The sequence below is a fragment of the Rhizobium sp. 18065 genome (genome assembly GCF_902706095.1).
Classification (GTDB): Bacteria; Pseudomonadota; Alphaproteobacteria; order Rhizobiales; family Rhizobiaceae; genus Allorhizobium.
On record NZ_CACSJP010000001.1, the window covers coordinates 945307 to 969518 of the forward strand.

The following is a 24212-nucleotide window of genomic DNA, read 5'->3' on the forward strand; positions in this document are numbered from 1 at the left end:
TTGAACCGGCGCGCTCCATGATGGTTTATGTCGGGGGCTTAGCCAATCCTGGCATTGTCCTCGCGCTTGACGGCAACGATCGTCGAACGCGGCAGCTTGCCTTCGCCATCCGGGAAAGGCGCGCCCGGATGCTGGATGCCGACGAACATCGTCCGCTTGTCGCCTGTCCAGGTCATGCCGGTCACTTCGCCGCCCTTCGGGCCGGTGAGGAAGCGCTCGATGCGGCCGGTTGCCGGATCGCCGGCAAGCATCTGGTTGTTGCCCTGGCCGACGAAATCGCCCTCGTTCGAATCCTCGCCATCCGTCTGGATCCACAGCAGACCGGTCGAATCGAACATCATGCCGTCCGGCGAGTTGAACATGTTGCCGGAATTGATGTTCGACGAGCCGGCGTAGAGGCCGTCCTTGTGCACGTCCGGATTGCCGGCCATGACGAACAGGTCCCACTTGAACTTGCCATCGGCATGGTCGTCGTTCTCCGGGTACCAGCGCACGATCTGGCCGAACTCGTTGCTTTCGCGCGGATTGACGGCACTGATTTCCATCACGTCGCCGCCAGCATTGGTGCGCATCTTGCCGTCCTTCAGGACGCCGCGGTGGCTGTTGTTGGTCAGGGCGCAATAGGCTTCGATCGCAACCGGGTTGACCGCGACCCATTCCGGGCGGTCCATCGTGGTCGCGCCAACCTTTGAAGCGGCCTGGCGGGTGAAGACATGGATCTCGTCCATCTTCATGCCGGTGGCGTCCGGCGTCAGCGCCAGCCATTCGCCGGTGCCTTCGTCGGAGAACTTGGCGACATAGAGCGTGCCTTCGTCGAGCAGCTTGGAGGTGTCGCCACCCGGAACATAGATGCCGTTCGAGACATATTTGTAGAGGAACTCGCCACGCTCGTCGTCGCCCATATAGACGACGACGCGACCGTCGCGGGCAATCACTACGGCAGCGTTTTCATGCTTGATGCGGCCAAGTGCGGTGCGCTTGATCGGGGTCGAGGAGGCATCAGACGGATCGATCTCGACGACATAACCGGTGCGATGCGGTTCGTTCGGGTTTTTCGACACGTCGAAACGCTCGTCGAACTGCTCGTAGCCATAGCGGGTCTCGGCGACGATGCCGTAGCGCTTGAAGTCATCCGGCATCTTGAAGTTCGCGTCGGTTGAGCCGAAATAGCCGTTGAAGTTCTCTTCGCAGGTCAGATAGGTGCCCCACGGCGTTTTGCCGGCGCCGCAATTGTTGAAGGTCCCGAGACAGTCGACGCCATCGGGATCGGCAGCCGTCTTGACGAGATCCGAACCGGCGGCCGGGCCCGAGAGCTTCATCGGCGTGTTGTGATGGATGCGGCGGTTGAACGGGCTGTCGATGACAATTTCCCAGCCGTCGGCGCCTTCAGCCACTTCCATGACGGTCACACCCTGCATGTTCTGCAGGATCTTCACGTCGTCGAGGCTCTTCGGCATGCCCTTTTCATTATTGGGCAGGTTGGTCTCGTTGTTCACGTATTCGTGGTTGACGGCGATCACCTGGTGGGTGCCGATCAGGAAGCTCTCCATGCCATCGGTGTTCTCGCCGAAGACCTTGTCGGAGGCTTCAAGCGAAACTCCGTTGACCGGGTCGATGTCGGCGACGTTGGAGAACAGCGGCTGGCCCCACTTGGCGAGCGGCCTCCAGTTATAGCCTTCCGGCACATGGACAGTGGTGTCCGTCTGGGCGGCAATCGGCTTGAACGGGAAGCGCGAGGCTGCATCCTGCGCCTGTGCGGATGTCGAATTCATCAGGTTGCCGACCGAACCCATGGCAATGGCAGCCGAACCCATGGCCAGAACACCGAGAAAACCGCGGCGGGAGACGGCCCGTTCGACGACGCGATCGAAATCGGTAACGGCAGGCGGCGGGTTCTGCAACTCATCCCATTCGTCCCAGGACAGGTGGTTGGTGTTCGTATCGGTCATGTTGGCCTCCAGGGTTGGATTGGAATGGTTCCAGCCTTTGGGTTAGTCAGTGGCGATGACAGGCATGTGACGAATATGTGGTGCCTCGATACATCGCCTATGCCTGAAACACAGGTTGCGCAGCGCTTGTATCATGGTTTGCAGGGCCACCGAGGTCAGGGTAGGGGGCCAGATCACGGGCCGTTCGCGCTGCCTGCGTGCAGGTTCTGCCGGTGCATCCATCGCAAATAGTTTGACGTTTACGTAAAAATCAATTAGCCAAAGTGGGAAGCTTCGCACATCCTGGGTGGGGGATGATCGCGGGCAGTTGCACATGAAATATGGAGGAGAAAGCCATGTACAAGGCGCCCGTGGAGGAGATTGCGTTCACCTTGAAGCATGTGGCCGGTCTGGCCAAGGCGATCGATGACGGAAAGCTCGGCGACCTGAGCGATGACCTCGTCGATGCCATTCTGTCCGAGGCCGGGCGCTTTGCCAGTGACGAAGTGGCGCCACTCGCCGAAATCGGCGACAGGCAGGGTGCCCGCATGATCGACGGCAAGGTCATTGTTCCCGACGGCTGGGCCGACCTCTATCGCCACTGGGCTGAAGGCGGCTGGAACTCGCTGACCGCATCGGAGGAATTCGGCGGGCAGGCGCTTCCCCATATGCTGAACGTTGCAGCGCTGGAAATGTGGAATTCGGGCTCCATGGCCTTTGCGCTTGGCCCGACGCTGACCATGGGTGCTGTCGATGCCGTCACGGTCCACGGCGCCGACAGCCTCAAGCAGACCTATCTTCCGAAAATGGTCTCCGGCGAATGGACCGGCACGATGAACCTGACCGAGCCCCATGCCGGCTCGGACCTCGGCGTGATGAAGTCCCGCGCCGAGCGCCGCAACGACGGCACCTACCGGATCTTCGGCCAGAAGATCTTCATCACCTGGGGCGAACACGAGATCACCGAGAACATCATCCATCTGGTTCTCGCCCGACTGCCGGATGCCCCCGCCGGCACGCGCGGCATCTCGCTCTTTCTCGTGCCGAAATATCTCGTCAATGACGACGGCTCGCTCGGGGCTCGCAATGATCTTCACTGCCATTCGCTCGAGCACAAGCTCGGCATCCACGGCTCGCCGACCTGCACGATGATTTATGGTGACGGCAAGTTCGGCGACGAGCCGGGCGCCATCGGCTATCTGATCGGTGAGGAGAACAAGGGCCTGAACTGCATGTTCACGATGATGAACAATGCCCGTCTCGCTGTCGGCATGCAGGGCGTGGCGATCTGCGAGGCCGCGACCCAGAAGGCCGTGCAATATGCCAAGGACCGCACGCAGGGCAAAGCCCCCGGCTGGACGGGGTCGGGCCAGGCGGGAGGCATGTCGCCGATCATCGAGCATCCCGATGTCGCCCGCATGCTGGTGACGATGAAGGCGCTGACGCAAGGCGCGCGCGCCATTTGTTATGTCTGCGCCCACGCCACCGACATGAGCCATCATGAGGCGGGTGACACGGCTCGCCATTGGGCCGAGCGTGCAGCACTTCTCACTCCGATCGCCAAGTCCTTCGCCACCGATGCCGGCGTCGAGGTTGCCTCGCTCGGCATCCAGACCCATGGCGGCATGGGCTTCATCGAGGAAACCGGTGCTGCCCGCTTCTGGCGCGACAGCCGCATTGCCCCGATCTATGAAGGCACCAACGGCATCCAGGCAGCCGACCTCGTCACCCGCAAGCTGCCTCTGTCGAATGGCGCGCAGGTGCGCGGCTTCATTGGCGAACTGAAGGAGATCGTCTCCGTTGTTCGCGCTTCCAATCTCGACGGTTTCGGCGAAACAGCAGACCGGCTGGACGCAAGCCTCGCCGATCTCGATGAGGCAACGGAATGGCTGCTGGCCGAACTTGCAGCCGGCAATGCTTCGGCAGCGCTCGCCGGTGCCACGCCGTACCAGCGCCTCTTCGGCCTGGTGCTGACCGGCGTCTATCTTGCCAAGGGCGCGCTGGCCGAAGAGGAGCACGGCCGTGACAACCGCCTGGCGCTCTGCCGTTTCGCCGCTGAAAACATCATCGCAGAAACCGCAGCGCTGAAGGACCGCGTCATCAATGGTGCCGCGAGCCTCGAAGCGGCGCGGGCTCTATTCGCGTAGTCTTTGGCGTCGCGCGAAACGCGGCCCCTCATCCGCCTGCCGGCACCTTCTCCCCGCAAGCGGGGAGAAGAGCGAAGGCCGCAGCGCCTCCGGTCCCCCTCGCCCCGTTCACGGGGAGAGGGAGCGCCGAGCGAAGCGGAGGCGGGGTGAGGGGCTTTTCGCAGCGACGGATCTAATTGAAGAGGGACAAGCATGACCGACCACATCCAGATCACCCGCCCGGAGGCCTATCCCGGCGTGCTCGTCCTGCGTTTCAACCGCCCGGACAAGAAGAATGCCATCACGCAGGCCATGTACGAGAAGCTGGCCGCCGGCCTGCTGGAAGGCGAGGCAGACGAAGACATCCGCGCGATCGTCTTCCTCGGCACCGAGGGCTGTTTCTCCGCCGGCAACGACATGGCCGATTTCCTCGGCTTCGCCATGGCCGGCGCCGTCGGTGAACCCGCCGCCTTCGGCCTGCTCAAGGCGCTGACCGAAGTCACCAAGCCGCTGGTTTCCGGCGTCGATGGCCTCGCCATCGGCATCGGCACGACGCTCCACATGCATTGCGACATGACGGTGGCGTCCGACCGCAGCCTGTTCAAGACCCCTTTCGTCGATCTGGCGCTCGTGCCGGAAGCGGCCTCCAGCCTGATCGCGCCGCGCATCATGGGGCACCAGCGCGCCTTCGCCATGCTCGCCGCAAGCGAAGGGTTTTCAGCCGAGCAGGCACGCGAGGCCGGCCTGATCTGGAAGGTGGTGGCACCCGCAGACGTCGAAGCCGAAACGCTGAAGATCGCCGCATCGCTGGCCTCCAAGCCGCCGGCCGCAATGAAGATCGCCCGTGCTTTGGTCAAGGGCAGCCCGGACGATGTGCGGGCGCGCATGCAGGAAGAGCTGGTGCATTTTGTCGCCCAGCTGAAGAGCGTGGAAGCCCGCGCCGCCTTCGAGGCGTTCATGAAAGGGCGGTAGGCTCGGGTCGCGTTGAACAAAAAATGACGTTCGTCATTTTATTTGTCAGCGTGAGCTTTTGCTTAAATTCCTCTTAATTCTCTCGACCTATTCATGGGTGAATGGCGATCTAACAGAATCGCAGCATCGACATGAAGTCGCATGCTTGTCACACCATGACCCAATGGCAGTGTCCGGCCAGGCTGCGTTTGCGCGCCGAAATGTCGGATGAGAATTTCAGGAATTCCCCGTGAACGCCCGTTCAAATCTGATGACCAAAATCCTGCTGGTCGCGTCCCTTGTGGTCGTTGCCGCTCTGACCGGCTTCTCGGTCTATATCGACAGTCTCCAGCGTCGGGCTGCCACCGATGCTGTCGAAAGCGAAATCAACTCCTCCGGCCTTCAGGCCTCGCAGAGCATCTCCAACTGGCTGGGCGCCCGCGTCATGCTGACCGAGCTGGCCGGCAATGCTGCAGCCAAGGCCAGTGACGCTGCCGGCATCACGGCTGCCTTCGACAATCCCGTGCTGATCCGCGAGTTCATGTCGACCTATGTCGGCGACGAGCAGGGCGTGTTCACCAGCGTGCCGAACCAGCCGCTGCCGGAAGGTTATGATCCGCGCAAGCGCCCGTGGTACCAGGATGCCGTCAAGGCCGACAAGATGGTCCTGACCGACCCTTATGCCGATGCCTCGACCGGTAACCTGATCATCAGCGCTGCCATGCCGGTCAAGCGCGACGGCAAGCTCTTCGGCGTCGCCGCCAGCGACTTCTCGCTGACATCCCTGGTCGAGATGGTCAAATCCGTCGACATGGGGGGCAAGGGCGCAGCGTTTCTCGTCAAGGCTGACGGCACCATCCTGGTCCATGCCGACAATACGCTGGTGACCAAGAAGCTGGCCGATGCCTTCCCGGCCAACACGCCGGTGATCGGCAGCGCCATCAGCGAAAGCACGTTTGCCGACAAGTCCGTCCTGGTCAGCTTCCTGCCGATCAAGGGGCTGCCGATGGGCGACTGGTATCTCGGCGTCACCGTCGACAGCGATCTGGCCTATGCCAGCATCGGACAGTTCCGGGTGGCCGCCACCATTGCCACGATCATCGGCGTCATCGCCATGACGGCGGTACTGGCCGCGCTGCTGTCGCGCCTCGTCGTGCGCCCGGTCGTCGATATGACCGGAGTCATGGGCAAGCTCGCCGGTGGCGATGTCTCGGCCGATATTCCAGGCACCGACCGCGTCGACGAAATCGGTCAGATGGCAGCAGCCGTCGCCGTCTTCCGCGACAATATCATCGAGCGCGGACGCCTGGCCCGCGAGGCGGATGAAACTCGCACGATGACCGAACAGGAGCGCCGCGAGCGCGAATCCCTCAAGGCCCGCGAGGCCGAGCAGGTATCCTTCGCCGTGCAGGCTCTGGCCGATGGACTCGGCCGCCTTGCCAATGGCGATCTTGTCCACCGGATCGAGACACCGTTTGCCGGCGATCTCGATCGCCTGCGCGCCGACTTCAACAACTCGGTCACCAAGCTGCATGATGCGCTGGCCATGGTTGGCCGCAATGCGCGCGCCATCGACAGCGGCGCGACCGAAATTCGGTCGTCGGCCGACAATCTCGCCCGCCGTACCGAACAGCAGGCGGCCTCCGTCGAAGAAACTGCAGCCGCCCTCGAAGAAATCACCACCACGGTCAAGGACAGCGCCCATCGTGCCGAGGAAGTCGGCCAACTGGTCACCCGTGCCCGTGGTGGTGCGGAAAAGTCCGGCGAGATCGTCCAGCGCGCGGTTGGTGCCATGCAGGGGATCGAGAAGTCGTCCGACGAGATCTCCAACATCATCGGGGTGATTGACGAAATTGCCTTCCAGACCAATCTCCTGGCGCTGAACGCCGGTGTCGAGGCGGCCCGTGCCGGGGAAGCGGGCAAGGGTTTTGCCGTCGTCGCCCAGGAAGTGCGCGAACTCGCCCAGCGCTCGGCCAATGCCGCCAAGGAGATCAAGACGCTGATCAGCGCATCGGGAGACCAGGTGCGGGCAGGCGTTGAACTGGTCAACCTCACCGGCCAGGCGCTGGAGGTGATCGTCCGCGAGGTTCAGGAGATCAACGGCCATGTCAACGCGATCGTCACCGCGTCGCGCGAACAGTCGACCGGCCTGTCCGAGATCAACACCGCCGTCAATACAATGGACCAGGGCACCCAGCAGAACGCCGCCATGGTCGAGGAACAGACGGCGGCAAGCCATGGCCTTGCGACCGAAGCCGCAGCCCTGACCGGCCTGCTGGCTCAGTTCCGCATCGATGAGCGGGCAAACGCGCAGGAGACGCGCACGCGTCGCTACGCGGCCTGATCTCCGTCGTCATCACAAAACGCAGAAACGGCACCCATCGCGGTGCCGTTTTTGTTTCGCCTCCCGTTCATTCCTGGTGTTCATTCCTCGTGTTCGCTCATTGGTTCAGTTTCTGTTCACCGGTTCTGCGGATAGTGGTCGCACAAACATTCGTCTCATGCGTTTATCGAGACGAAGCGTGAAAACTGTTCGAGGTCGCCATGGTGCGTGTGTTCCGTCTTGCCCTTTGCCTGGCCTGCCTGGGCCTTTCATCCGTCGTCGGTCCCGCTCAAGCGGCCAGCCGGACCCAGACCGATCTGCAACTGGTGAATGACAACGGGGATGTCATCATCCAGAGCCAGTCCCGGCGCCAGAGGCAGCCGGGTGTGCGGCCGCAGCGCTACTACTGCGTCATTCCGCCTTCGGGCACCCGCAATGGCGGGGCCGAGGCATCGTGCCCGGCCAGTCCCGGCCGCGTCGGCGGCAGTTGCCGCTGCGCCAACGCGACCGGTTCCGGCATCCTCCAGACCTACTGACCGCTGACGTTTAGCCGATCGGGTCGATGTCCCCGACGAAGCGGATGAGGTCGGCCATGGTGAAGTGGCCGGGCGCAGCACCCGGCAGTTCCGGCTTCCAGTTCGACTGCCGCCAGAGGAAGGAGTCGTGATCGCCGTGGACGAGACCGATGAAGGTCTCCGCGACGAGCGTCGATCCCATCGGACCAAGCCTTAGACCCTTGTGATAGTGCTCGGCCTCCTTGAGCACGTAATACCAGAGCGGCGTCTTCTTGTGAAAACCGTGCTTCGCCGCCACCACCCCATCCGGGCCTGTAGCGATTTCCACAGGTTTCATCGGCACGATCCCCATCGCCCGACAGACGTCCTGCCCCGACGGAAGGCCAATCTGCACGCCGCGTTTCAGGTTGCGGAAGGGCAGGACGAAGTCGCGCGCTGCGGTCTTGTCCGTCTCGGGCCGCAAGCCCGGCAGCGTATGCAGTTCGGGCACGATGAAGGGATCGAGGCGCCGGGCGTGATTGAGGGTGAAGTTGGGCTCCGGCGGCGTGCCGAGGTCAAAGAAGCGCCGCCAGTCGATGATCCAGTTGGACGGCAGGTCGCGCAAGGGGCCGGGACCGCCACCGGTGTTGACCGCCCCTTTGTCCACCAGCTCGCCGACGATCTGGCCAGACTTGCCGGTAAAGTTGAACAGCAGCTTCAGCGTCCCGTCGGTGAAGGCATCGGGGCCGGGGTTGAACACCCGATTGTGGCTGTAGCTCTGCCGCACCATCGAGTGGCCGAGGCGGTAGGCGGCAGCAGCAAATTCCGCCGGCATGAACGGCCGGCTGCGAAAGCGGTAGAAACGGCGGCCGTCGTGCTTGATGCGGCGCACCAGCCCCGGTTCGGTCAACCGCTCGACGAAGTCGAAGAGCACGATCCACTGGTAGTGCCAGGTGACGATGCGCCGCGCCTCGTGAAAAAGCGCCATGCCCTTGAGCGCCGGCTGGCTCGCCTGCAGGCCCTCGACCACCTTGTTGTGGAACTTCAACATCAGCAGGTGAAACTGGGCGATCAGCAGGTTTTCGTCATTGCGTTCGTCGAAGATCAGCGCATGGCCGACCTGGTTGCGTGGCAGGTCATTGGGAAACGCCGCGATGGGGTTGCCGGCCTTGTCCTGTGACGCGGAGGCCTTGCCGATCAGGAATTTCTCGATGACGCGATGCGTCGCCGGATCGCGGTCGTAGAGATAGGGATGGATGCCCGGCCCGTCGCCATAGAGCGAATCGAGATCCAGCGCCGGCGTGCGGAAATTGCTGGTGGCCAAAGGATCGGCCTCCTGCTGCTCGAGCGGCGTCGTGTCGAGCGTGATGTCATGGTCGACAAACTGGCCGAGATAGGTAAAGCCGGCGGGAACGTTGGGGTTGTCGCCAACGGGATCGGTATTGCCGTCCGCCCCGACCGCATCCTTCATCGCGACGGCAAGTTCAAACAGGTCGTCTTCGTCCGCATCAAGCGCTGTGAGCGTTGGAAAGATGCGGCCAAATTTTCCAGGGTCTGCATTGCCGGCAAGGGCCTGCAAGGCGGCACGGTTCATCCCACGGACACCGTGTCCGTGCATCGCAACTTCCGACATGGGATTCCTCCATTCAACCACTTCGGTTGGCAAACATGCATTGGAGCTAATACGATGACACAGGATCGCGATGCGTGCAACGCCAAAGATATATAATCTTTGGTTGCATTTTAACTAATTCTTAAAAGCCGTGTCCGAATTGCACCGCAACTACCGACCGGTGATCGTTGCAGTTCAGCCCTTGGAAAGCGTCACCACCGCTTCCACATGCGGCGACCAGAGGAACTGATCGATCGGGGTCACCTGGTCGATCCTGTAGCCGCCGGCAATCAGGATCGACAGGTCGCGGGCCAAAGTCAGCGGATTGCAGCTGATCGCCACGATTTTCTTCACCTGCGAACGCGCAAGCTCGGCGCATTGCGCTTCGGCGCCGGCGCGCGGCGGATCGAACACCACGGCGTCGAAATGCTTGAATTCCGAGGTCATCAGTGGTCGGCGGAACAGGTCGCGCCGTTCGACGCTGAAGGTTTTCAGCCCTTGCGTCATCCGTGCACCCTGATCCAGCGCCTTGATCGCCTTCTCGTCGCCCTCCACGGCATGCACCTGCGCCTTGCGGCCAATGCGCAGCCCGAATGTGCCGATACCGGCAAACAGGTCGGCGACGCGCTTGGCCTTGCCGATATGGGCAATGGCGATCTCCGCCATCTTCTCTTCCGCTTCCAGCGTCGCCTGGGTAAAGCCGCCCGGCGGCAGCGAGACGCGCGCGCCCCCGAAGTCCAGCATCGGCTTGTGCGGCTCGATGACGATCTCGCCATTGGCCGAAACGCGCGCGATGTCGCGCAGCCTGATCACCGCATCGCTGACGGCACGCCGTTCGCGATCGCCCAGACCGCCGCGCAGGCCGTCGAGCGAGATGTCGAGACCGGTCAGCGTTTCCGTCACCGTCATGCGAAACGCGTCTGACCCGGCAGCCTTGGCGATGATCTTCAGAGCGTCGAGCCGGGAGATGATCCCGTTCGACGCGATGGGACATTCCTCGATCGGCACGACATGATGGGTCTCGGCCTGGTTGATGCCGATGACCAGATCCTTCTCGCGCCGACGCACGGTAAACACGATCCGGCGGCGCTGGTGGGCATGCGCCTCGACCATGTCTGCAACCGGCGCCTCGATATCCTTGGATTTCAGCGCCGCGATCAGGACCTGTCGCTTGAAGGCGTTGTAGGCGGGTTTCGCCAGATGCTGCATCGAACAGCCGCCACAGGTGCCGCCAACGCCGTCGGGGCCGAAATGTTTGCACACTGGCTCGATCCGGTCTGGCGAGGTCGTGGCAAAGGACATGATCGTGCCTTCGCTTTTCACCCGCGCAATCGACACGGTTTCACCGGGCAGCGCAAACGGCACGAAGATCGGCCCGTTTTCGCCATGCGCGACGCCGTCACCTTTGGCGCCGAGGCTGGAGATGGTCACGGACTCGGCGCTCATTCGGCGTCCTCGCCCATGTTGACATCAGCCGCGTCACCGGTGTCTTCATCAGTCTCTTCGTCAATGTCATCATCGCCATCCTCGTCCGGCTTGACGCCGGCGAGCAGGAATTCCTCATTGCCGTCGCCGCCGGCGATCGGCGAGGCGATCAGGCCAAGGCTGGTCCAGCCCATGTCCTCCGTCAGCCAGCGTTCGAGTTCGGCGGCCACCAGCGGTGCGGTTTCCGGCGCCTTCAACAGGCCGGCCTTGCTGATCGCCTCGCGCCCGGCTTCGAACTGCGGCTTGACCAGCAGCAGGCAATGGGCGCCCGGTTCGGCAAATTCGAGCGCCGGCACCAGCGCCAGCTTGAGCGAGATGAACGAGACATCCGAGACGATGAAATCGATCTCCCGGTTGTCGATATCCTCCGGCTCCATGTAGCGGGCGTTCAGGCCCTCGATATTGGTGACGCGCGGATCCGACGCCAGGCGCGGATGGAACTGGTCGTGGCCGACATCCACGGAGGTTACATGGGCGGCCCCGCGCTTCAGCAGCACTTCGGTGAAGCCGCCCGTCGAGGCGCCGACATCGAGGCAGTCGCAGCCTTCGGGCGACAGGCCGAAATGATCGAGACCGGCCACCAGTTTCAGCGCCGCGCGCGAGACATAGTCCTGCGCCGGATCGTCGATGGTGAATTCATGGGTGGCGGCAAACACCAGGCTCGGCTTGCTCACCACCTTGCCGTCGACCTTGACGGTTCCACGCTGGATGGCGTCGCGGGCGCGCGAGCGGCTGGCGAAAAGGTCGAGGGCGACCAGCAACTGGTCGAGGCGTTGGGGCTCGGGAAGATCTGTCATGCTCCGTCAATGATCCGACAGGGCCTTCGGCGCAAGTCTTTTGTGCCATTGCGGCCTGCTGGTGCGTCGCATTTCTGCCCTTGCCGGTGCTGGACACTTGTCGGCCGTGTCAATTTCTGGTTAATTAGCAATTAATTAATAAAAGGACTCTAATGTAGGTTTGGGCTTGCACAACCGGATCTCCTCCATCCGCTGCAGCCCTGAATTACCATGCAGCCTGCGGAACCTCCTCCTCCCGGACCGCAGACGAGCAGAAGCCCTCCGGTTTCGGGCCCGGAGGGCTTCGGCGTTTTAGGGCTTGTTTTGCAGCTTCGCTTCCTGCTGTCGTCGCCCCTTTGATGGCCTTCCTCATCCTGTTGTAGTTAACAATAGCTTACGGATGGCTATGCGATTTTTCGCAGCCCGATCTTAGTATTTTAGAGAAAATTAAATATAGGCCGTCTAAAGTGCTCCATGGCTCGCGATGACCACGGGCTTCACCGTCACAGCCCTCATGATGAAACAATGTGAACGCGAAACCTGCCGTCGCCACACGACATATTGAGGGAAGGCAAGACATGTCCCGCCTGAGCATCAAGGCTTCTTTGATTGCGATCTTCACGCTGATCGCCCTTGTTTCATCCGTTTTCGCCTGGCTGTCGGTCAGTGCCCTGAACACGGTTAATACATCTTCGGAAAACATAGCACGCAACTGGCTGCCGAGCGTCAAGACCGTCAAGGAGATCCAGGCCGAGGTCTTCAGACTTCGCATTGCCTATCTCAACCATATCACGTCGTTGACGCCCGAGGCGATCGCTGCCGCAGACAAGGCGGTGCAGTCCCAGTCGGCCACTGTCACCGAAGCCATCAAGCGTTATGAGCCGCTGATCTCTTCGGACGTGGAACGCCAGAAACTCGCGGCCATCAGGGATGGCGTGACGGCCTATGAGAAGCGCGGCGCGGACATGCTTGTCCTGTCGCGGGCCAACAACAATGCCGAGGCGGGCGAGGTTCTCAACGAGATGCGGGCGCTGATGGAGCCGGTCTCCAAGACGGTCGACGAACTCGTCGAGATCAACGTTCAGGGGGCGGACGACTCGGTCCGCGCCGGTGACGCCGCCTTCAATGCCGCCCTAATCCAGACCTATACGGCCATCGGCGTTCTTGCGATCCTGCTGATCACCGCCACCTTCTATGCTCTGGCCGGCGTCGCCAGGCCGATCGAGCGGATCACCGACGCGATGCGGAAGCTGGCCGGCGGCAATGTCGATGATACCATTCCTTTTTCCGGGCGTGCGGATGAGATCGGCGCCATGGCCGGCGCCGTCGAGGTCTTCCGGCAGGCGGCGATCGAGAACAATCGCCTGACGGAGGAAGCCGAATTCCAGCGCAAGAGCGCCGAGGAACAGCGCGTCATTCTGCAGAAGCAGGCCGAGGAAGATGCGCGGCGCAAGCTCCTTCAGGCCACGAGCGCGCTCGCCATTGGTCTGAAGAAGCTGGCTTCCGGTGATCTGACCTACAAGATAACCGAGACCGTGTCGGAGGATTTCGAAGGCCTGCGCGACGATTTCAATGCCTCGGTCACGCAGCTTGCGCAGACGATGAGCGCGGTTGCCGAAACGACCGGCAACATCGACAACGGCACGCGTGAGATCGCTTCGGGTGCAAACGACCTGTCGAAGCGCACGGAACAGCAGGCGGCGGCGCTGGAAGAGACAGCCGCAGCCCTAGACCAGATCACCGTCAACGTGTCGAATTCGTCCAAGCGCACGCAGGAGGCCCGCTCGGTCGCTATCCTGGCCAATGAAAACACGACGAAGTCTGTGGAAGTGGTGTCCAGTGCCGTCGACGCCATGCAGCGCATTGAGCAGGCGTCCGGTCAGATCGCCAACATTATCGGCGTCATCGACGAGATCGCCTTCCAGACCAACTTGCTGGCGCTGAACGCCGGCGTCGAGGCAGCCCGTGCCGGTGAAGCCGGCAAGGGTTTTGCCGTCGTGGCGCAGGAAGTCCGTGAACTTGCCCAGCGCTCGGCCAACGCCGCCAAGGAGATCAAGGGTCTGATCCAGAACTCCTCGGTTGAAGTCGATAGCGGCGTGAAGCTGGTGCGCGACACTGGCGTCGCCCTCAAGGCGATCGGCGATTACGTTTCGCAGATCAACCAGCTGATGGACGCCATTGCCACCTCGGCCCGCGAACAGTCGACAGGCCTGGCCGAGGTCAATACCGCCGTCAACCAGATGGACCAGACCACACAGCAGAACGCCGCGATGGTCGAGGAATCGACAGCCGCTTCCGCCACGCTGGCCCAGGAAGCCGGGCGTCTGCGCAGTCTTGTCGGCCAGTTCAAGCTGCCGGGCCAGGGCTCGGCCGCACCGGCCATCGCCGATCGCGGCTATTCCAGCACATCCGCTACCCGTGCACCGGCCGCCCCGGTCCGGCGCGCACCGGCAGTACAGGGCAACCTGGCCGTCAAGGAAGAGTGGAGCGAGTTCTGATTGCTCTGACGACGGAACCACACAGCTGACAACGCTCCCCGGTCTTGAACTGACCGGGGGGCGTTTGGCGTTTCTGCAGGTGGTGATCAGCATGACACCGGATGCCGAAAGCCGGCCTGACGACACCGCAGATGCAGGCGGCGGATGTCGCCGCGACCTTGCAGCGGGGCATTTTTTCGATTGTCCCCAGCCTGCCTTGACAGTCGTCAAACCTGAGCGACGACGGTAACGCCTTGTAAAGTCGTTTGAGCAAATATCCGCCCGATCGAAGAGAACCGGCGGCCTCCTACGCGCGTCATGACGTTTACGCGTGCCCGGATCGGATCATGGACCCGCATTTTTCGCCGCACGTTTGGTGCTGCCCATGCCCGCATTCCGCGCGGGCCGGAAGGTTTCCGTTATGTCATTTAAAGACCTGTCTTTGAGCAAGAAACTGATTTTGACCTTCTGCGCCATCATGGCCGGTTGCTTTATTGCCTCGCTGGTTGTCCTGCTGCAGGCCTACGGCGCCAAGTTTGCCTCGCGCGATCAGGATCGCTCGCAGCGGATCGTCAATCTTGTCGATGCCGCCATGAATGCGATGCTCGAACAGGCAGTCAACCAGCGCGGCTTTCTTCTGGTCCGCAGTGACAGCACCCTCAATGCGGTCTTGGCCGAACGTCAGGCGCTGAATAAAGCGATCGACGAAGCCAGCACGGTGGCTGCCGGCGAAACCGATATTATCCGCTCGCTTGATGCGATGCGCGCGTCGGCCGACAGTTATGCCGGCGAAGTTGCTGATCCGCAGATCCTCGCCGCCAAGAGCGACGCACCGCTTGTCGAAATCCTTGCTATCGGACACAAGCAGGCCGGCGGTCAGCTCGACCAGTTCCGCAAGGCCGCTGCCGACATCAAGACGCAGCTTGCCGCCCGCACCGCTCAAAACCGCGAAGCGCTGGAATCCGCCCACCTTCAGCTCGAACTTGCGCTTTTCCTCGGGTCTGCGGTCGCCGGCGTCTTTGCCATCGGCCTGATCTATCTTCTCGCCCGCTCGATCGTCACGCCGATCACCGGCATGACCGAAGCCATGACCAGCCTTGCCGCAGGCAACCATGCCATCGACGTTCCGGCCGTCGACCGTGGCGACGAAGTCGGCAAGATGGCCAAGGCGGTTCTGGTCTTCAAGGACGCGGCGATCGAAAGCGCGCGCATGGCCGAGGAGCGCCAGTCGATGCGTCAGCAGGTCGAGGCAGAGCGGCAGAAGTCCGAGGCGGAAAAGGCCCGCGAGGCTGACGAAGTCGGCTTTGCCATGAGCCAGCTCGCTGAAGGTTTGACAGCACTTGCCAATGGCGATGTCGTGTTCCGCCTCGACAAACCGTTCGCCGCGCGCCTCGACAGCCTGCGTGGTAATTTCAACGACTCGCTGGACAAGCTTCAGGCCGCGCTACACTCGGTCGGTGCCAATGCCCAGGCGATCAACGCCGGTGCCGCCGAGATCCGAGCTTCGGCCGATGATCTCTCCAGACGCACCGAGCAGCAGGCCGCCTCCGTCGAGGAAACGGCTGCCGCCCTCGAGCAGGTGACGACCACCGTCAAGGATACCGCCAGACGCGCCGAAAATGTCGGTGAACTGGTCGCGCGCACCCGCACCGGCGCCGAGCGTTCCGGCGATGTGGTTCGCAATGCGGTCCGGGCGATGACCGAGATCGAGAAATCGTCCGGCGCGATCGGCAACATCATCGGCGTCATCGAGGATATCGCCTTCCAGACCAATCTGCTGGCACTGAATGCCGGCGTCGAGGCGGCCCGCGCCGGTGAAGCCGGCAAGGGATTTGCCGTCGTTGCCCAGGAAGTGCGTGAACTGGCCCAGCGCTCGGCCAATGCGGCCAAGGAGATCAAGGGACTGATTTCCAACTCCACCACCCATGTCGGTAACGGTGTGTCGCTGGTGGGTGAAACCGGCATGGAACTGGAAAAGATCGTCTCGGCCGTGCAGGAAATCAGCCAGCACGTTACCGCGATTGTCACCGCAGCCCGCGAACAATCGACCGGCCTGCAGGAGATCAACACCGCGGTCAACGCGATGGATCAGGGGACCCAGCAGAACGCTGCCATGGTCGAGCAGCAGACGGCAGCCTCGCATTCGCTGGCCGCGGAAGCAGCCTCGCTCAACACGTTGCTCGCCCAGTTCCGTCTTGGGCAGGGCCAGGCACCCTCGGCCCGCGCGCCCGTCGCCGCTTTCCGCCCCATCGCACCGGTCTCGCGCAGCAACACGCCGAAGGTTGCATCTGCTACCCACGCGGCTGCACCTTCGCCGGCGCGAGCGCTTGCCGGCAAGCTCGGTCGCGCCTTCGGTGGTGCCGCAGCCCCGGCAAAATCGGAACAGGAGTGGTCGGAGTTCTGATCTGCAACCGGGCGTGGGGCACACAGGTGTGTCCAACGCCCGGTCGTGGAACGCCAAGCATTGTTTAACAATATCTCTCTTTTTGATGGTCAGATCTCGCATTTTTGAACGGAAAATTAACGGCAGATGCCGATTTTGTTACCGTTTACATCGCCGCCGGGAGAGCGGCTCTTGCACGGGATCATTATGTTCAATTCATTGAAGAAACTGCCGCTCTCGCTCCAGATGGCCCTGGGCATCGGCATCGCCGTCGCGGCCATCCAAGCCGGAACCGCCGCCTACGAGATATCGTCAGAGCGCCTGACGCTCACCGACAAGGCCGCCAAGCGCGGTGACGCTGCCTTGGACATGCTCGAATCTGTCCACACCCAGGCCATGCTGAACCGCAAGGAAGTTGGGGAAGACGACCCCGCCATCGAGACACTCGATGGTACCATGGAGCAGTTTTCCAATTCCGGGGGTAGCGTCAAGCTGTGGCTGGTCATGGCGCCGAAGGTCATCGATTTCCAGAAGTCGCAAGGCGAGACCGAATTTGAGGGTCCGCATGACAGCGTCGACCAGCAGGCCATCGCGACCCTCCAGCGTCTGAACAGTCTGGAAGGCGAACGCTTTCGCATGACCCGCCCGGTCATTCTCGGGCAGGGTAGCGCGACCGACGAAAAATGTGCCTCCTGTCATACCGCGAAGATGAATATCCGACCGGGTGAAGTCATGGGTGTCTACAGCGCCGAGGTCGATCTTGCCCCCGAGCTGGCCACCTGGCGCACCAATGCCTGGAAGCGGCTCGGCATGGCTGCTGGCGCGCTGGTGCTGATGATCGGTCTCATGGTCCTGATGCTGCGCATCACGGCAATCAATCCGCTGCGCAAGCTCGCCCGGGCAACGCAGGGGCTGGCCAACGGCAACCTCGAAGTCGATGTCGGCAACGACGATCGGCGTGACGATCTGGGCATCATGGCGCGCGCGCTAGAGATCTTCCGGGACAACCTGCGCCGCACGCGTCAGCTCGAAACTGAAACGCAGCAGGCCCGGCGCGAGGCCGAGGAGCACCGTCTGGAGGTCGAACGCCGAGCGGAAGAAGAGGGTGCCGAAAAATTGCGTTTCGCGACCGCCGGTCTGGCAAGTGGTTTGCGCCGGCTTGCGGCAGGCGATCTCGCCTTTCAGATAGAGGTTCCCTTTGCCGAAAATTTCGAGACACTCCGTCACGATTTCAATGCGTCCATCCGTGAACTGGCCAACACAATGTCCGCGATCCAGAAAGCTGCCGGCACGATTGACGAAGGCAGCGCGAACATTGCCGATGGTGCAAGCGAACTGGCCCGCCGTACGGAGAGTCAGGCAGCCTCTCTGGAGCAGACCTCCGCCTCGCTCAAGGAGATCAACGACACCGTCCACGCCTCAAACCAGCGGGTTACAGACGCGCGCGATGTCGCCAAGAGGGCGAACCAGAGTGCGCTCACGTCCGGCAAGGTGGTGACGGAAGCCGAGCAGGCCATGCGGCGGATCGAGGAAAGCGCCCAGCAGATCTCCAACATCATCGGCGTCATCGACGAGATCGCATTCCAGACGAACCTGCTGGCGCTAAATGCCGGCGTCGAGGCGGCCCGTGCGGGAGAGGCAGGCAAGGGCTTTGCCGTGGTGGCCCAGGAAGTGCGCGAACTTGCCCAGCGTTCCGCAAATGCCGCCAAGGAAATCAAGGCGCTGATCCAGAACTCCACCTTGCAAGTCGAAAACGGTGTGAAGCTGGTGCATGGCACGGGCGAAACACTGGTCGAGATCGGTGGTCTCATCCAGACCATCAACGACCATATGGATGCCATCGCCAAGTTTTCGCACGATCAGTCGAACGGCTTGCGTGACATTGCCGGCGCAGTCGATACCCTGGATGTCGTCACGCAGCAAAATGCCAAAGTCTCAGACCAGCAGAGCCTAGAGGCGAGCCGGCTCGCACAGGAATCGGCCGACTTGCGGGTGATGATCGAGCGGTTCAGGCTGGTAACGGATCGCGCCGGCGCACGGCGCGCCGCCTGACCGCAGGCGATAGACACCCGAGAAACGAAGAAAGCCCGTGGCGTGCCACGGGCTTTCTCACTTGAGCCTGCCAGGCAGGCTTTATCGGACGTCGTCAATATCATCGACGACATCAGTCACAGGGCGGTCTGCACCGTCGGCATGCTCGTGATGCCAGTTGCCGTCCTCGTCCTGCCAGCTGATCTCGGCATCACCATCGGCAAGCTGCTGCGCACCGGCTGCGTGCCGTGCGGCACGAACAGCGTCTTCATGCGTGGCAAAAGCCTCGGAATAGACCGCGCCCAGTCGATAGGCGAACCCTTCGTCATGGGCGACGACGTGATAGGTAACTTTGGCCATCGCGGACCTCCTCGGTGCCATGAGCCTTTAGTGACATGAGCCCTTAGTGCCAGGACCAGCGGCTGTCGCGCGGCGGAGGAGAGGACGTTGCCACAAGGTAGCCGATCAGGCCGCCGATGACGCCGATGGTCAGCAATGCCGTCGAAGTGGCGGTCGGGTGGCGACGCACCACGCCTGCAACGCTGTCGGCACCTTCACGGGCGTAATCGGCCATCACGCCGGCGGTACGGGTCGCGCTCTGCGCAGCACCCTGGACAACGTCGCTTGCCTTGTGGCGCAGGTCGATGCTTTTCCGGCTGGCCTGCTGTGCAATGACATCCTGCAGTTCACTCATCTGATCGCGCAATTCGCGCAGTTCTGCCTGAAGAGCTGAATTCGTGGCCACGGTAGATCCTTTCACGGTTGTTTCGGATTTCGAAGAGGAAACGCCAGTACCGTGCAATTGTTCCATCGACCGCGGCCGTCCATCGCCGGCAGGCACGCAAAAGCCCGACACGTTTCCGTGCCGGGCTCATCTGCATGACCGATATCTGCCGAATTACTTCGAGGCAGACTCGTACATTTCCAGGACGTAATCCCAGTTGATCAGGCTGTCGACGAAGGCTTCGAGATACTTCGGACGGGCATTGCGGTAGTCGATGTAGTAGGAGTGTTCCCAGACATCGACGCCGAGGATCGGCGAAGCGCCGTGAACCAGCGGGTTTTCGCCGTTCGGCGTCTTGGAGATTTCCAGCTTGCCGTCCTTGACCGAGAGCCAGGCCCAGCCGGAGCCGAACTGTGTCGTGCCAGCGGCAATGAAATCGGCCTTGAACTTGTCATAGCCGCCGAGGTCGCTATCGATTGCAGCCTGCAGCTTGCCCGGCAGGCTCTTGCCGCCGCCATCCTTCTTCATCCAGTTCCAGAAGTGGATGTGGTTGTAGTGCTGGCCGGCATTGTTGAACAGGCCGGCATTCTTGCCATAGGACTGCTTGACGACTTCTTCCAGCGACAGGCCTTCCAGGCCCGAATCCTTCAAGAGGTTGTTGCCGTTGGTGACATAGGCCATGTGGTGCTTGTCGTGGTGAAACTCGAGGGTTTCAGCCGACATGAACGGGCCGAGCGAGTCGTAGGCATAGGGAAGGGCGGGCAATTCGAAGGCCATGGTGGTATCTCCTCTTGGCAAAAGATTGCGTTTTGGCAGGTGACGGGAACATAGGTGCGGAACAGGGGTGAGGCAACCGCAGATCCGTTAAAATCAGTACGCGAAGGGAAAGATTTGTCTCTTCGCTGCCATCTTTTGCGGCAATGGTTTAGCCGGAATCACGCCGCTCGAATTTTCTTCCGAAGGGATATGGCATGTCACGCTTCACGCTTGTTTTCGCAATGGCTTTTGCAACGTCCACTGCGGCTTATGCGTCGTCCGATACCGCCTGGGCGGACTTCGCCAAAGATGTCTCCGCCAAATGCCTGAAGGCGGCCGAAGGCAGTCTCGAAAAGCCGAAGATTGTTGTCGATCCGTTTGGCACCGAGAGCTATGGAGTGGCGATCCTGAACGGCAAGGCCGCCGGTGCGGATGCTACGGTCAGCTATCTCTGCGTCTACGACAAGCAGGACAAGACGGCCCAGATCGGCAGTGAAATCCCGGCGGAAAAGCTCGGCGTCACGATCCCGTGAGAAGCCTGAAGCCTATTTGAAATAGACGTCGGGTTCCGGCAGCCCGTTCAGGCTGAAGCCGAATTCGGCGCGGGCGATCTTGCATTCCTCGTCGCCCGGCATGCAGGTCCGACAGACATGCGGCCGCACCGCATAGACGGAACAGCCGACATGTTTGCCGACTTCGCCGGTGAGCGCGCAGCAGCGGCCGTTCTCGAATTTCATCCCGCTTTCGTCCTTGGCGATCATCGCCTCGGGAATGGCGGCAAGCTCCTCGTCGCTTTCCAGCGAAAAGCGCGGCCAGTCCGCCGAGTAGGCGCAGCAGGCGCCGCAGCTCTGACAGTCGAAGATCTCCGGGGGCGAGGTTTCAAGCATCAGCCTCGCCTCAGTTCCGCTGCCGGATGCGCAGCAGGTTGACCGCAAAAACGAAGGTGAAGACCAGCATCAAAAGGCCGGTGAAGATCGGTCCCGCATCGACCGAGACAAGATCCATCGTGGCACCCGTGGCGCCGGAACCGAAGGCGCTGCCGATCGCGTAGGACAGGGCAAAGACGGCGCTGCCCGACACCAGCAAGCCACCGCGAAAGCGTTCGCCCAGAAGCGTCAGGCTGGCGGTATAGAGCGAGAAGCTTGCTGCGCCGAGAATGGAGACCGCAATGAGCAATCCGATCTGCGATGTCATCAGCGGCAGGGCCAGAAAGGCGAGTGCGGCAAGCAGCGAACCGGAAACCGCCACCACCGGCCGCGACACCCGGTCGAGCAGCCAGCCGACGAACGGCTGCGCAATCGCTGTCGGCAGGGCGACCATGGTGACGACGAAGGCGGCGAAATTGGTCGAATAGCCACGCTCGACGAAATAGAGCGGGATCATCGAGATCGCGGCGATGTCCGAAAAGCCGAAGGCGAGTACCATCAGCGTCAGGATCGGGGCAAGCTTGACGAAGGTCATGAGCCCGCCGGCTTCAGACGCCTCCGGCTTTGTCTTGGCATACCGTCCGAGCATGACGGAGGCGAAGGCGACCAGCGCGACATAGGCGGCGGTCAGCGCGAACGCGAAGCCGCCTTCGATGCCGATCAGCGGAATGGCCAGCGGCCCGGCGGCAAAGCCGGCACACATGCCGGCGCTATAGGCCCCCGACACCCGCCCGCGTATCCGGTCTGGACAGGCGGTATTCAGCCACGCTTCGCTGACCGTGTAGATGATGCTGGTGCAGAAGCCGAGCAGGAAGCGCGCGGCAAACCACACCCACAGCTGGTCGAAGACGGAAAAGGTCGCAAGCGCGACCGACACGCCGCAGAGCGAGGCGATGATCAGCCTATCGCCGCGCATCCTGCGCGTCAGCGGGCCGATCATCAGTGTCGAGGACGCAAGCCCGAGCGCAAACACCGAGGCATTCAGTCCGGACATCGTCGAGGACACGCCGCGGCTTTCGAGGATCAGGGCAATCAACGGATAGGTCAGGCCCTGGCCGACGGCAAAGGCAGTAACCCCCAGGATGACGACGCCAATCGCCGCCCAATCGGGTGCGAAGTCCTCCGCTGTCGTCAATGTGTGCATGGTGACCTCCGGGGCGCCCTTGAGCGCCGGCTCATCCTCGCCTCAATATCCGGGCGGGCAGGGGAAGTCCAGCAGGAGAGGGGTATCCGCCAAGTTCCAGCGAACGGGGCTACATCATCCCGCGGCATTGACCCCGGCTCGGGTTTCGCCGAGTGCTGCAAACACGGTCTTGAGAATGCCGGCGGCATCGAGGCCGGCCTTGGCATACATCACCTCCGGCTTGGCCTGATCCATCCAGTAGTCCGGCAGGACCAGCGAACGCATCTTCAGGCCGCCGTCGAGCAGGCCTTCATTGACCAGTAGATGCACGACCTGACTACCGAAGCCGCCGACGGCGCCTTCCTCGACAGTCACCAGCACAGCATGTTCGCGGGCGAGGCGACGGATCAGGTCGACATCGAGCGGCTTGGCAAAGCGCGCATCCGCCACGGTCGTCGACAGTCCGGCCGCGTCGAGATCTTCGGCAGCCAGCAGGCAGTCGGCCAGACGCGTGCCGAAGGACAGAAGCGCCACCTTGGTGCCTTCCTTGACGATCCGGCCGCGGCCGATCTCGAGGATTTCGCCGCGTTCCGGCAGGGCAACGCCCACACCTTCGCCACGCGGATAGCGGAACGAGATCGGACCATCGTCATAGGCCGCGGCCGTGCGCACCATGTGCTTCAGCTCCGCCTCGTCGGCGGCTGCCATCACCACAAAGCCGGGCAGGGATGCGAGGAAACCGGTGTCGAAGGAACCGGCATGTGTCGGTCCATCGGCGCCGACAAAGCCGGCGCGATCGATCGGGAAGCGGACCGGCAGACCCTGGATCGCCACGTCATGCACGACCTGGTCGTAGCCGCGCTGCAGGAAGGTGGAATAAAGCGCGCAGAACGGCTTGAAACCTTCCGACGCCAGACCGGCGGCAAAGGTCACGGCATGCTGCTCGGCAATGCCGACATCGAAGGTGCGCTTGGGAAAGAGTTCCTGCAGCTTGTCGAGGCCTGTGCCGGACGGCATGGCGGCGGTGATGCCGACGATTTTTTCGTCAAGCGTGGCTTCCTGCACCAGCGCATCGCCGAATACGGCGGTGTAGCTCGGCGCATTCGGCTTGGCCTTCGCCTGCGTCCCGGTGATCACGTCGAACTTGTTGACGCCGTGATACTTGTCGGCGGCCGCTTCCGCCGGCGCATAACCCTTGCCCTTCTGCGTCACCACATGGATCAGCACCGGACCCTTGCCATTGTCGCGCACATTGCGCAGCACGGGCAAAAGATGCTCGAAGGAATGGCCGTCGATCGGGCCGATATGGTAGAATCCCATCTCCTCGAACATCGTTCCGCCGGTCACATAGCCGCGCGCATGTTCGACGGCACGGGTAATCGCCCGGTCGATATTCTTGCCGAGATAGGCCGTCAGCTTCTTGCCGATATCGCGGATGCCCATATAGGTCCGGCCGGAGGCGAGACGCGCCAGATAGGCACTCATCGCGCCGGTCGGCGGCGCGATCGACATGTCGTTGTCATTGAGGATGACGATCAGCCGGGCGTCGAGCGCACCGGCATTGTTCAGCGCCTCATAGGCCATGCCGGCCGACATCGCACCATCGCCGATCACTGCGATCACTTTGCGATCGGAGTTCGAGAGTTCGGCCGCAACCGCCATGCCGAGACCGGCAGAGATCGACGTCGACGAATGGGCCGCACCAAAGGGGTCGTATTCGCTCTCGGCGCGCTTGGTGAAGCCGGAAAGGCCATCTTCCTGACGCAGCGTCCGGATCCGATCACGGCGCCCGGTGAGGATCTTGTGTGGATAGCATTGGTGGCCGACATCGAAGATCAGCCGGTCGTCCGGCGTGTTGAACACCTTGTGGATGGCGATGGTCAGTTCGACCACGCCAAGTCCCGCACCCAGGTGGCCTCCGGTCTTGGAGACGGCATCGATCATCTCGTCGCGCAGCTCGCGGGCGAACTGCGGCAGATCACGATCTTCGATGGTCCGCAAGTCGGCAGGCAGCTTGACCTTGTCGAGAAGGGGTGTGTCGGGCAGGGATGTCACGGGCTCATGCCTCTTCTAGTCGTCGTTGGGTGCGCGATACCA

At 62.3% G+C, this 24212-nt stretch carries 18 protein-coding genes; 8 read left to right on the forward strand and 10 right to left on the reverse strand.

Features of this window, described 5'->3' with window-relative positions; all coding sequences use genetic code 11:
- Positions 1-38: 38 nt before the first annotated feature.
- Complete coding sequence (locus tag GVK95_RS04520; protein WP_159946953.1) at positions 39-1949, reverse strand: PhoX family phosphatase; 1911 nt, start codon at positions 1947-1949, stop codon at positions 39-41.
- 335 nt (positions 1950-2284) lie between these two features.
- Here GVK95_RS04520 and GVK95_RS04525 point away from each other — a divergent pair, with 335 nt between their 5' ends.
- From GVK95_RS04525 to GVK95_RS04540, 4 genes are all read left to right on the forward strand, one after another.
- Positions 2285-4075, forward strand: coding sequence for an acyl-CoA dehydrogenase (locus tag GVK95_RS04525; protein WP_159946955.1), 1791 nt, complete (start codon positions 2285-2287; stop codon positions 4073-4075).
- A gap of 192 nt (positions 4076-4267) precedes the next feature.
- Positions 4268-5026 carry a crotonase/enoyl-CoA hydratase family protein gene (locus GVK95_RS04530; RefSeq protein WP_159946957.1) on the forward strand — a complete coding sequence of 253 codons (759 nt, stop codon included), beginning with the start codon at positions 4268-4270 and terminating at the stop codon, positions 5024-5026.
- A 229-nt stretch (positions 5027-5255) separates the two neighbouring features.
- Positions 5256-7349, forward strand: coding sequence for a methyl-accepting chemotaxis protein (locus GVK95_RS04535; protein WP_159946959.1), 2094 nt, complete (start codon positions 5256-5258; stop codon positions 7347-7349).
- A 200-nt stretch (positions 7350-7549) separates the two neighbouring features.
- A complete protein-coding gene (locus GVK95_RS04540) occupies positions 7550-7864 on the forward strand; it encodes a hypothetical protein (RefSeq protein ID WP_159946961.1) in 315 nt (104 codons plus the stop codon).
- Positions 7865-7874: 10 nt separating this feature from the next.
- Here GVK95_RS04540 and GVK95_RS04545 read toward each other — a convergent pair whose 3' ends face one another.
- The 3 genes from GVK95_RS04545 to GVK95_RS04555 all read right to left on the reverse strand — a co-directional run bounded on the left by GVK95_RS04545 (position 7875) and on the right by GVK95_RS04555 (position 11716).
- Positions 7875-9455, reverse strand: coding sequence for a heme peroxidase family protein (locus GVK95_RS04545; protein ID WP_159946963.1), 1581 nt, complete (start codon positions 9453-9455; stop codon positions 7875-7877).
- A 174-nt stretch (positions 9456-9629) separates the two neighbouring features.
- Entirely contained in the window at positions 9630-10880 is a 1251-nt protein-coding gene (locus GVK95_RS04550) for a class I SAM-dependent RNA methyltransferase (protein ID WP_159946965.1), read from the reverse strand.
- Positions 10877-11716, reverse strand: coding sequence for a TlyA family RNA methyltransferase (locus GVK95_RS04555; protein WP_159946967.1), 840 nt, complete (start codon positions 11714-11716; stop codon positions 10877-10879). Before GVK95_RS04555 ends, GVK95_RS04550 begins: the two co-directional genes overlap by 4 nt.
- Positions 11717-12273: 557 nt before the next feature.
- On the opposite strand from GVK95_RS04555, the gene GVK95_RS04560 reads away from it, so the two are divergent.
- The 3 genes from GVK95_RS04560 (at position 12274) to GVK95_RS04570 (ending at position 18607) form a co-directional block, all read left to right on the forward strand.
- Positions 12274-14193, forward strand: a complete 1920-nt coding sequence (locus GVK95_RS04560; protein WP_159946969.1) for a methyl-accepting chemotaxis protein — start codon at positions 12274-12276, stop codon at positions 14191-14193.
- A gap of 400 nt (positions 14194-14593) precedes the next feature.
- Entirely contained in the window at positions 14594-16576 is a 1983-nt protein-coding gene (locus tag GVK95_RS04565) for a methyl-accepting chemotaxis protein (RefSeq protein ID WP_159946971.1), read from the forward strand.
- 171 nt (positions 16577-16747) lie between these two features.
- Positions 16748-18607: a methyl-accepting chemotaxis protein gene (locus GVK95_RS04570; RefSeq protein ID WP_159946973.1), complete on the forward strand. Its 1860-nt coding sequence runs from the start codon at positions 16748-16750 to the stop codon at positions 18605-18607.
- An 81-nt stretch (positions 18608-18688) separates the two neighbouring features.
- Here the strand turns inward: GVK95_RS04570 and GVK95_RS04575 are convergent, their stop codons facing one another.
- The 3 genes from GVK95_RS04575 to GVK95_RS04585 all read right to left on the reverse strand — a co-directional run bounded on the left by GVK95_RS04575 (position 18689) and on the right by GVK95_RS04585 (position 20087).
- On the reverse strand, positions 18689-18946 hold the full coding sequence (locus GVK95_RS04575) for a DUF2188 domain-containing protein (protein ID WP_159946975.1): 258 nt from the start codon (positions 18944-18946) through the stop codon (positions 18689-18691).
- A gap of 43 nt (positions 18947-18989) precedes the next feature.
- Positions 18990-19331, reverse strand: coding sequence for a hypothetical protein (locus tag GVK95_RS04580; protein ID WP_159946977.1), 342 nt, complete (start codon positions 19329-19331; stop codon positions 18990-18992).
- A 153-nt stretch (positions 19332-19484) separates the two neighbouring features.
- A complete protein-coding gene (locus GVK95_RS04585; protein ID WP_159946979.1) occupies positions 19485-20087 on the reverse strand; it encodes a superoxide dismutase in 603 nt (200 codons plus the stop codon).
- A gap of 194 nt (positions 20088-20281) precedes the next feature.
- On the opposite strand from GVK95_RS04585, the gene GVK95_RS04590 reads away from it, so the two are divergent.
- Entirely contained in the window at positions 20282-20599 is a 318-nt protein-coding gene (locus GVK95_RS04590) for a hypothetical protein (RefSeq protein ID WP_159946981.1), read from the forward strand.
- Between the two features lie 12 nt (positions 20600-20611).
- On the opposite strand, the gene GVK95_RS04595 is transcribed toward GVK95_RS04590, so the two are convergent.
- The 3 genes from GVK95_RS04595 to dxs all read right to left on the reverse strand — a co-directional run bounded on the left by GVK95_RS04595 (position 20612) and on the right by dxs (position 24170).
- Positions 20612-20953, reverse strand: coding sequence for a YkgJ family cysteine cluster protein (locus tag GVK95_RS04595; protein WP_159946983.1), 342 nt, complete (start codon positions 20951-20953; stop codon positions 20612-20614).
- A 10-nt stretch (positions 20954-20963) separates the two neighbouring features.
- Positions 20964-22136 carry an MFS transporter gene (locus GVK95_RS04600; protein ID WP_159946985.1) on the reverse strand — a complete coding sequence of 391 codons (1173 nt, stop codon included), beginning with the start codon at positions 22134-22136 and terminating at the stop codon, positions 20964-20966.
- A 114-nt stretch (positions 22137-22250) separates the two neighbouring features.
- Complete coding sequence (gene dxs, locus GVK95_RS04605) at positions 22251-24170, reverse strand: 1-deoxy-D-xylulose-5-phosphate synthase (RefSeq protein WP_159946987.1); 1920 nt, start codon at positions 24168-24170, stop codon at positions 22251-22253.
- Positions 24171-24212: the final 42 nt, after the last annotated feature.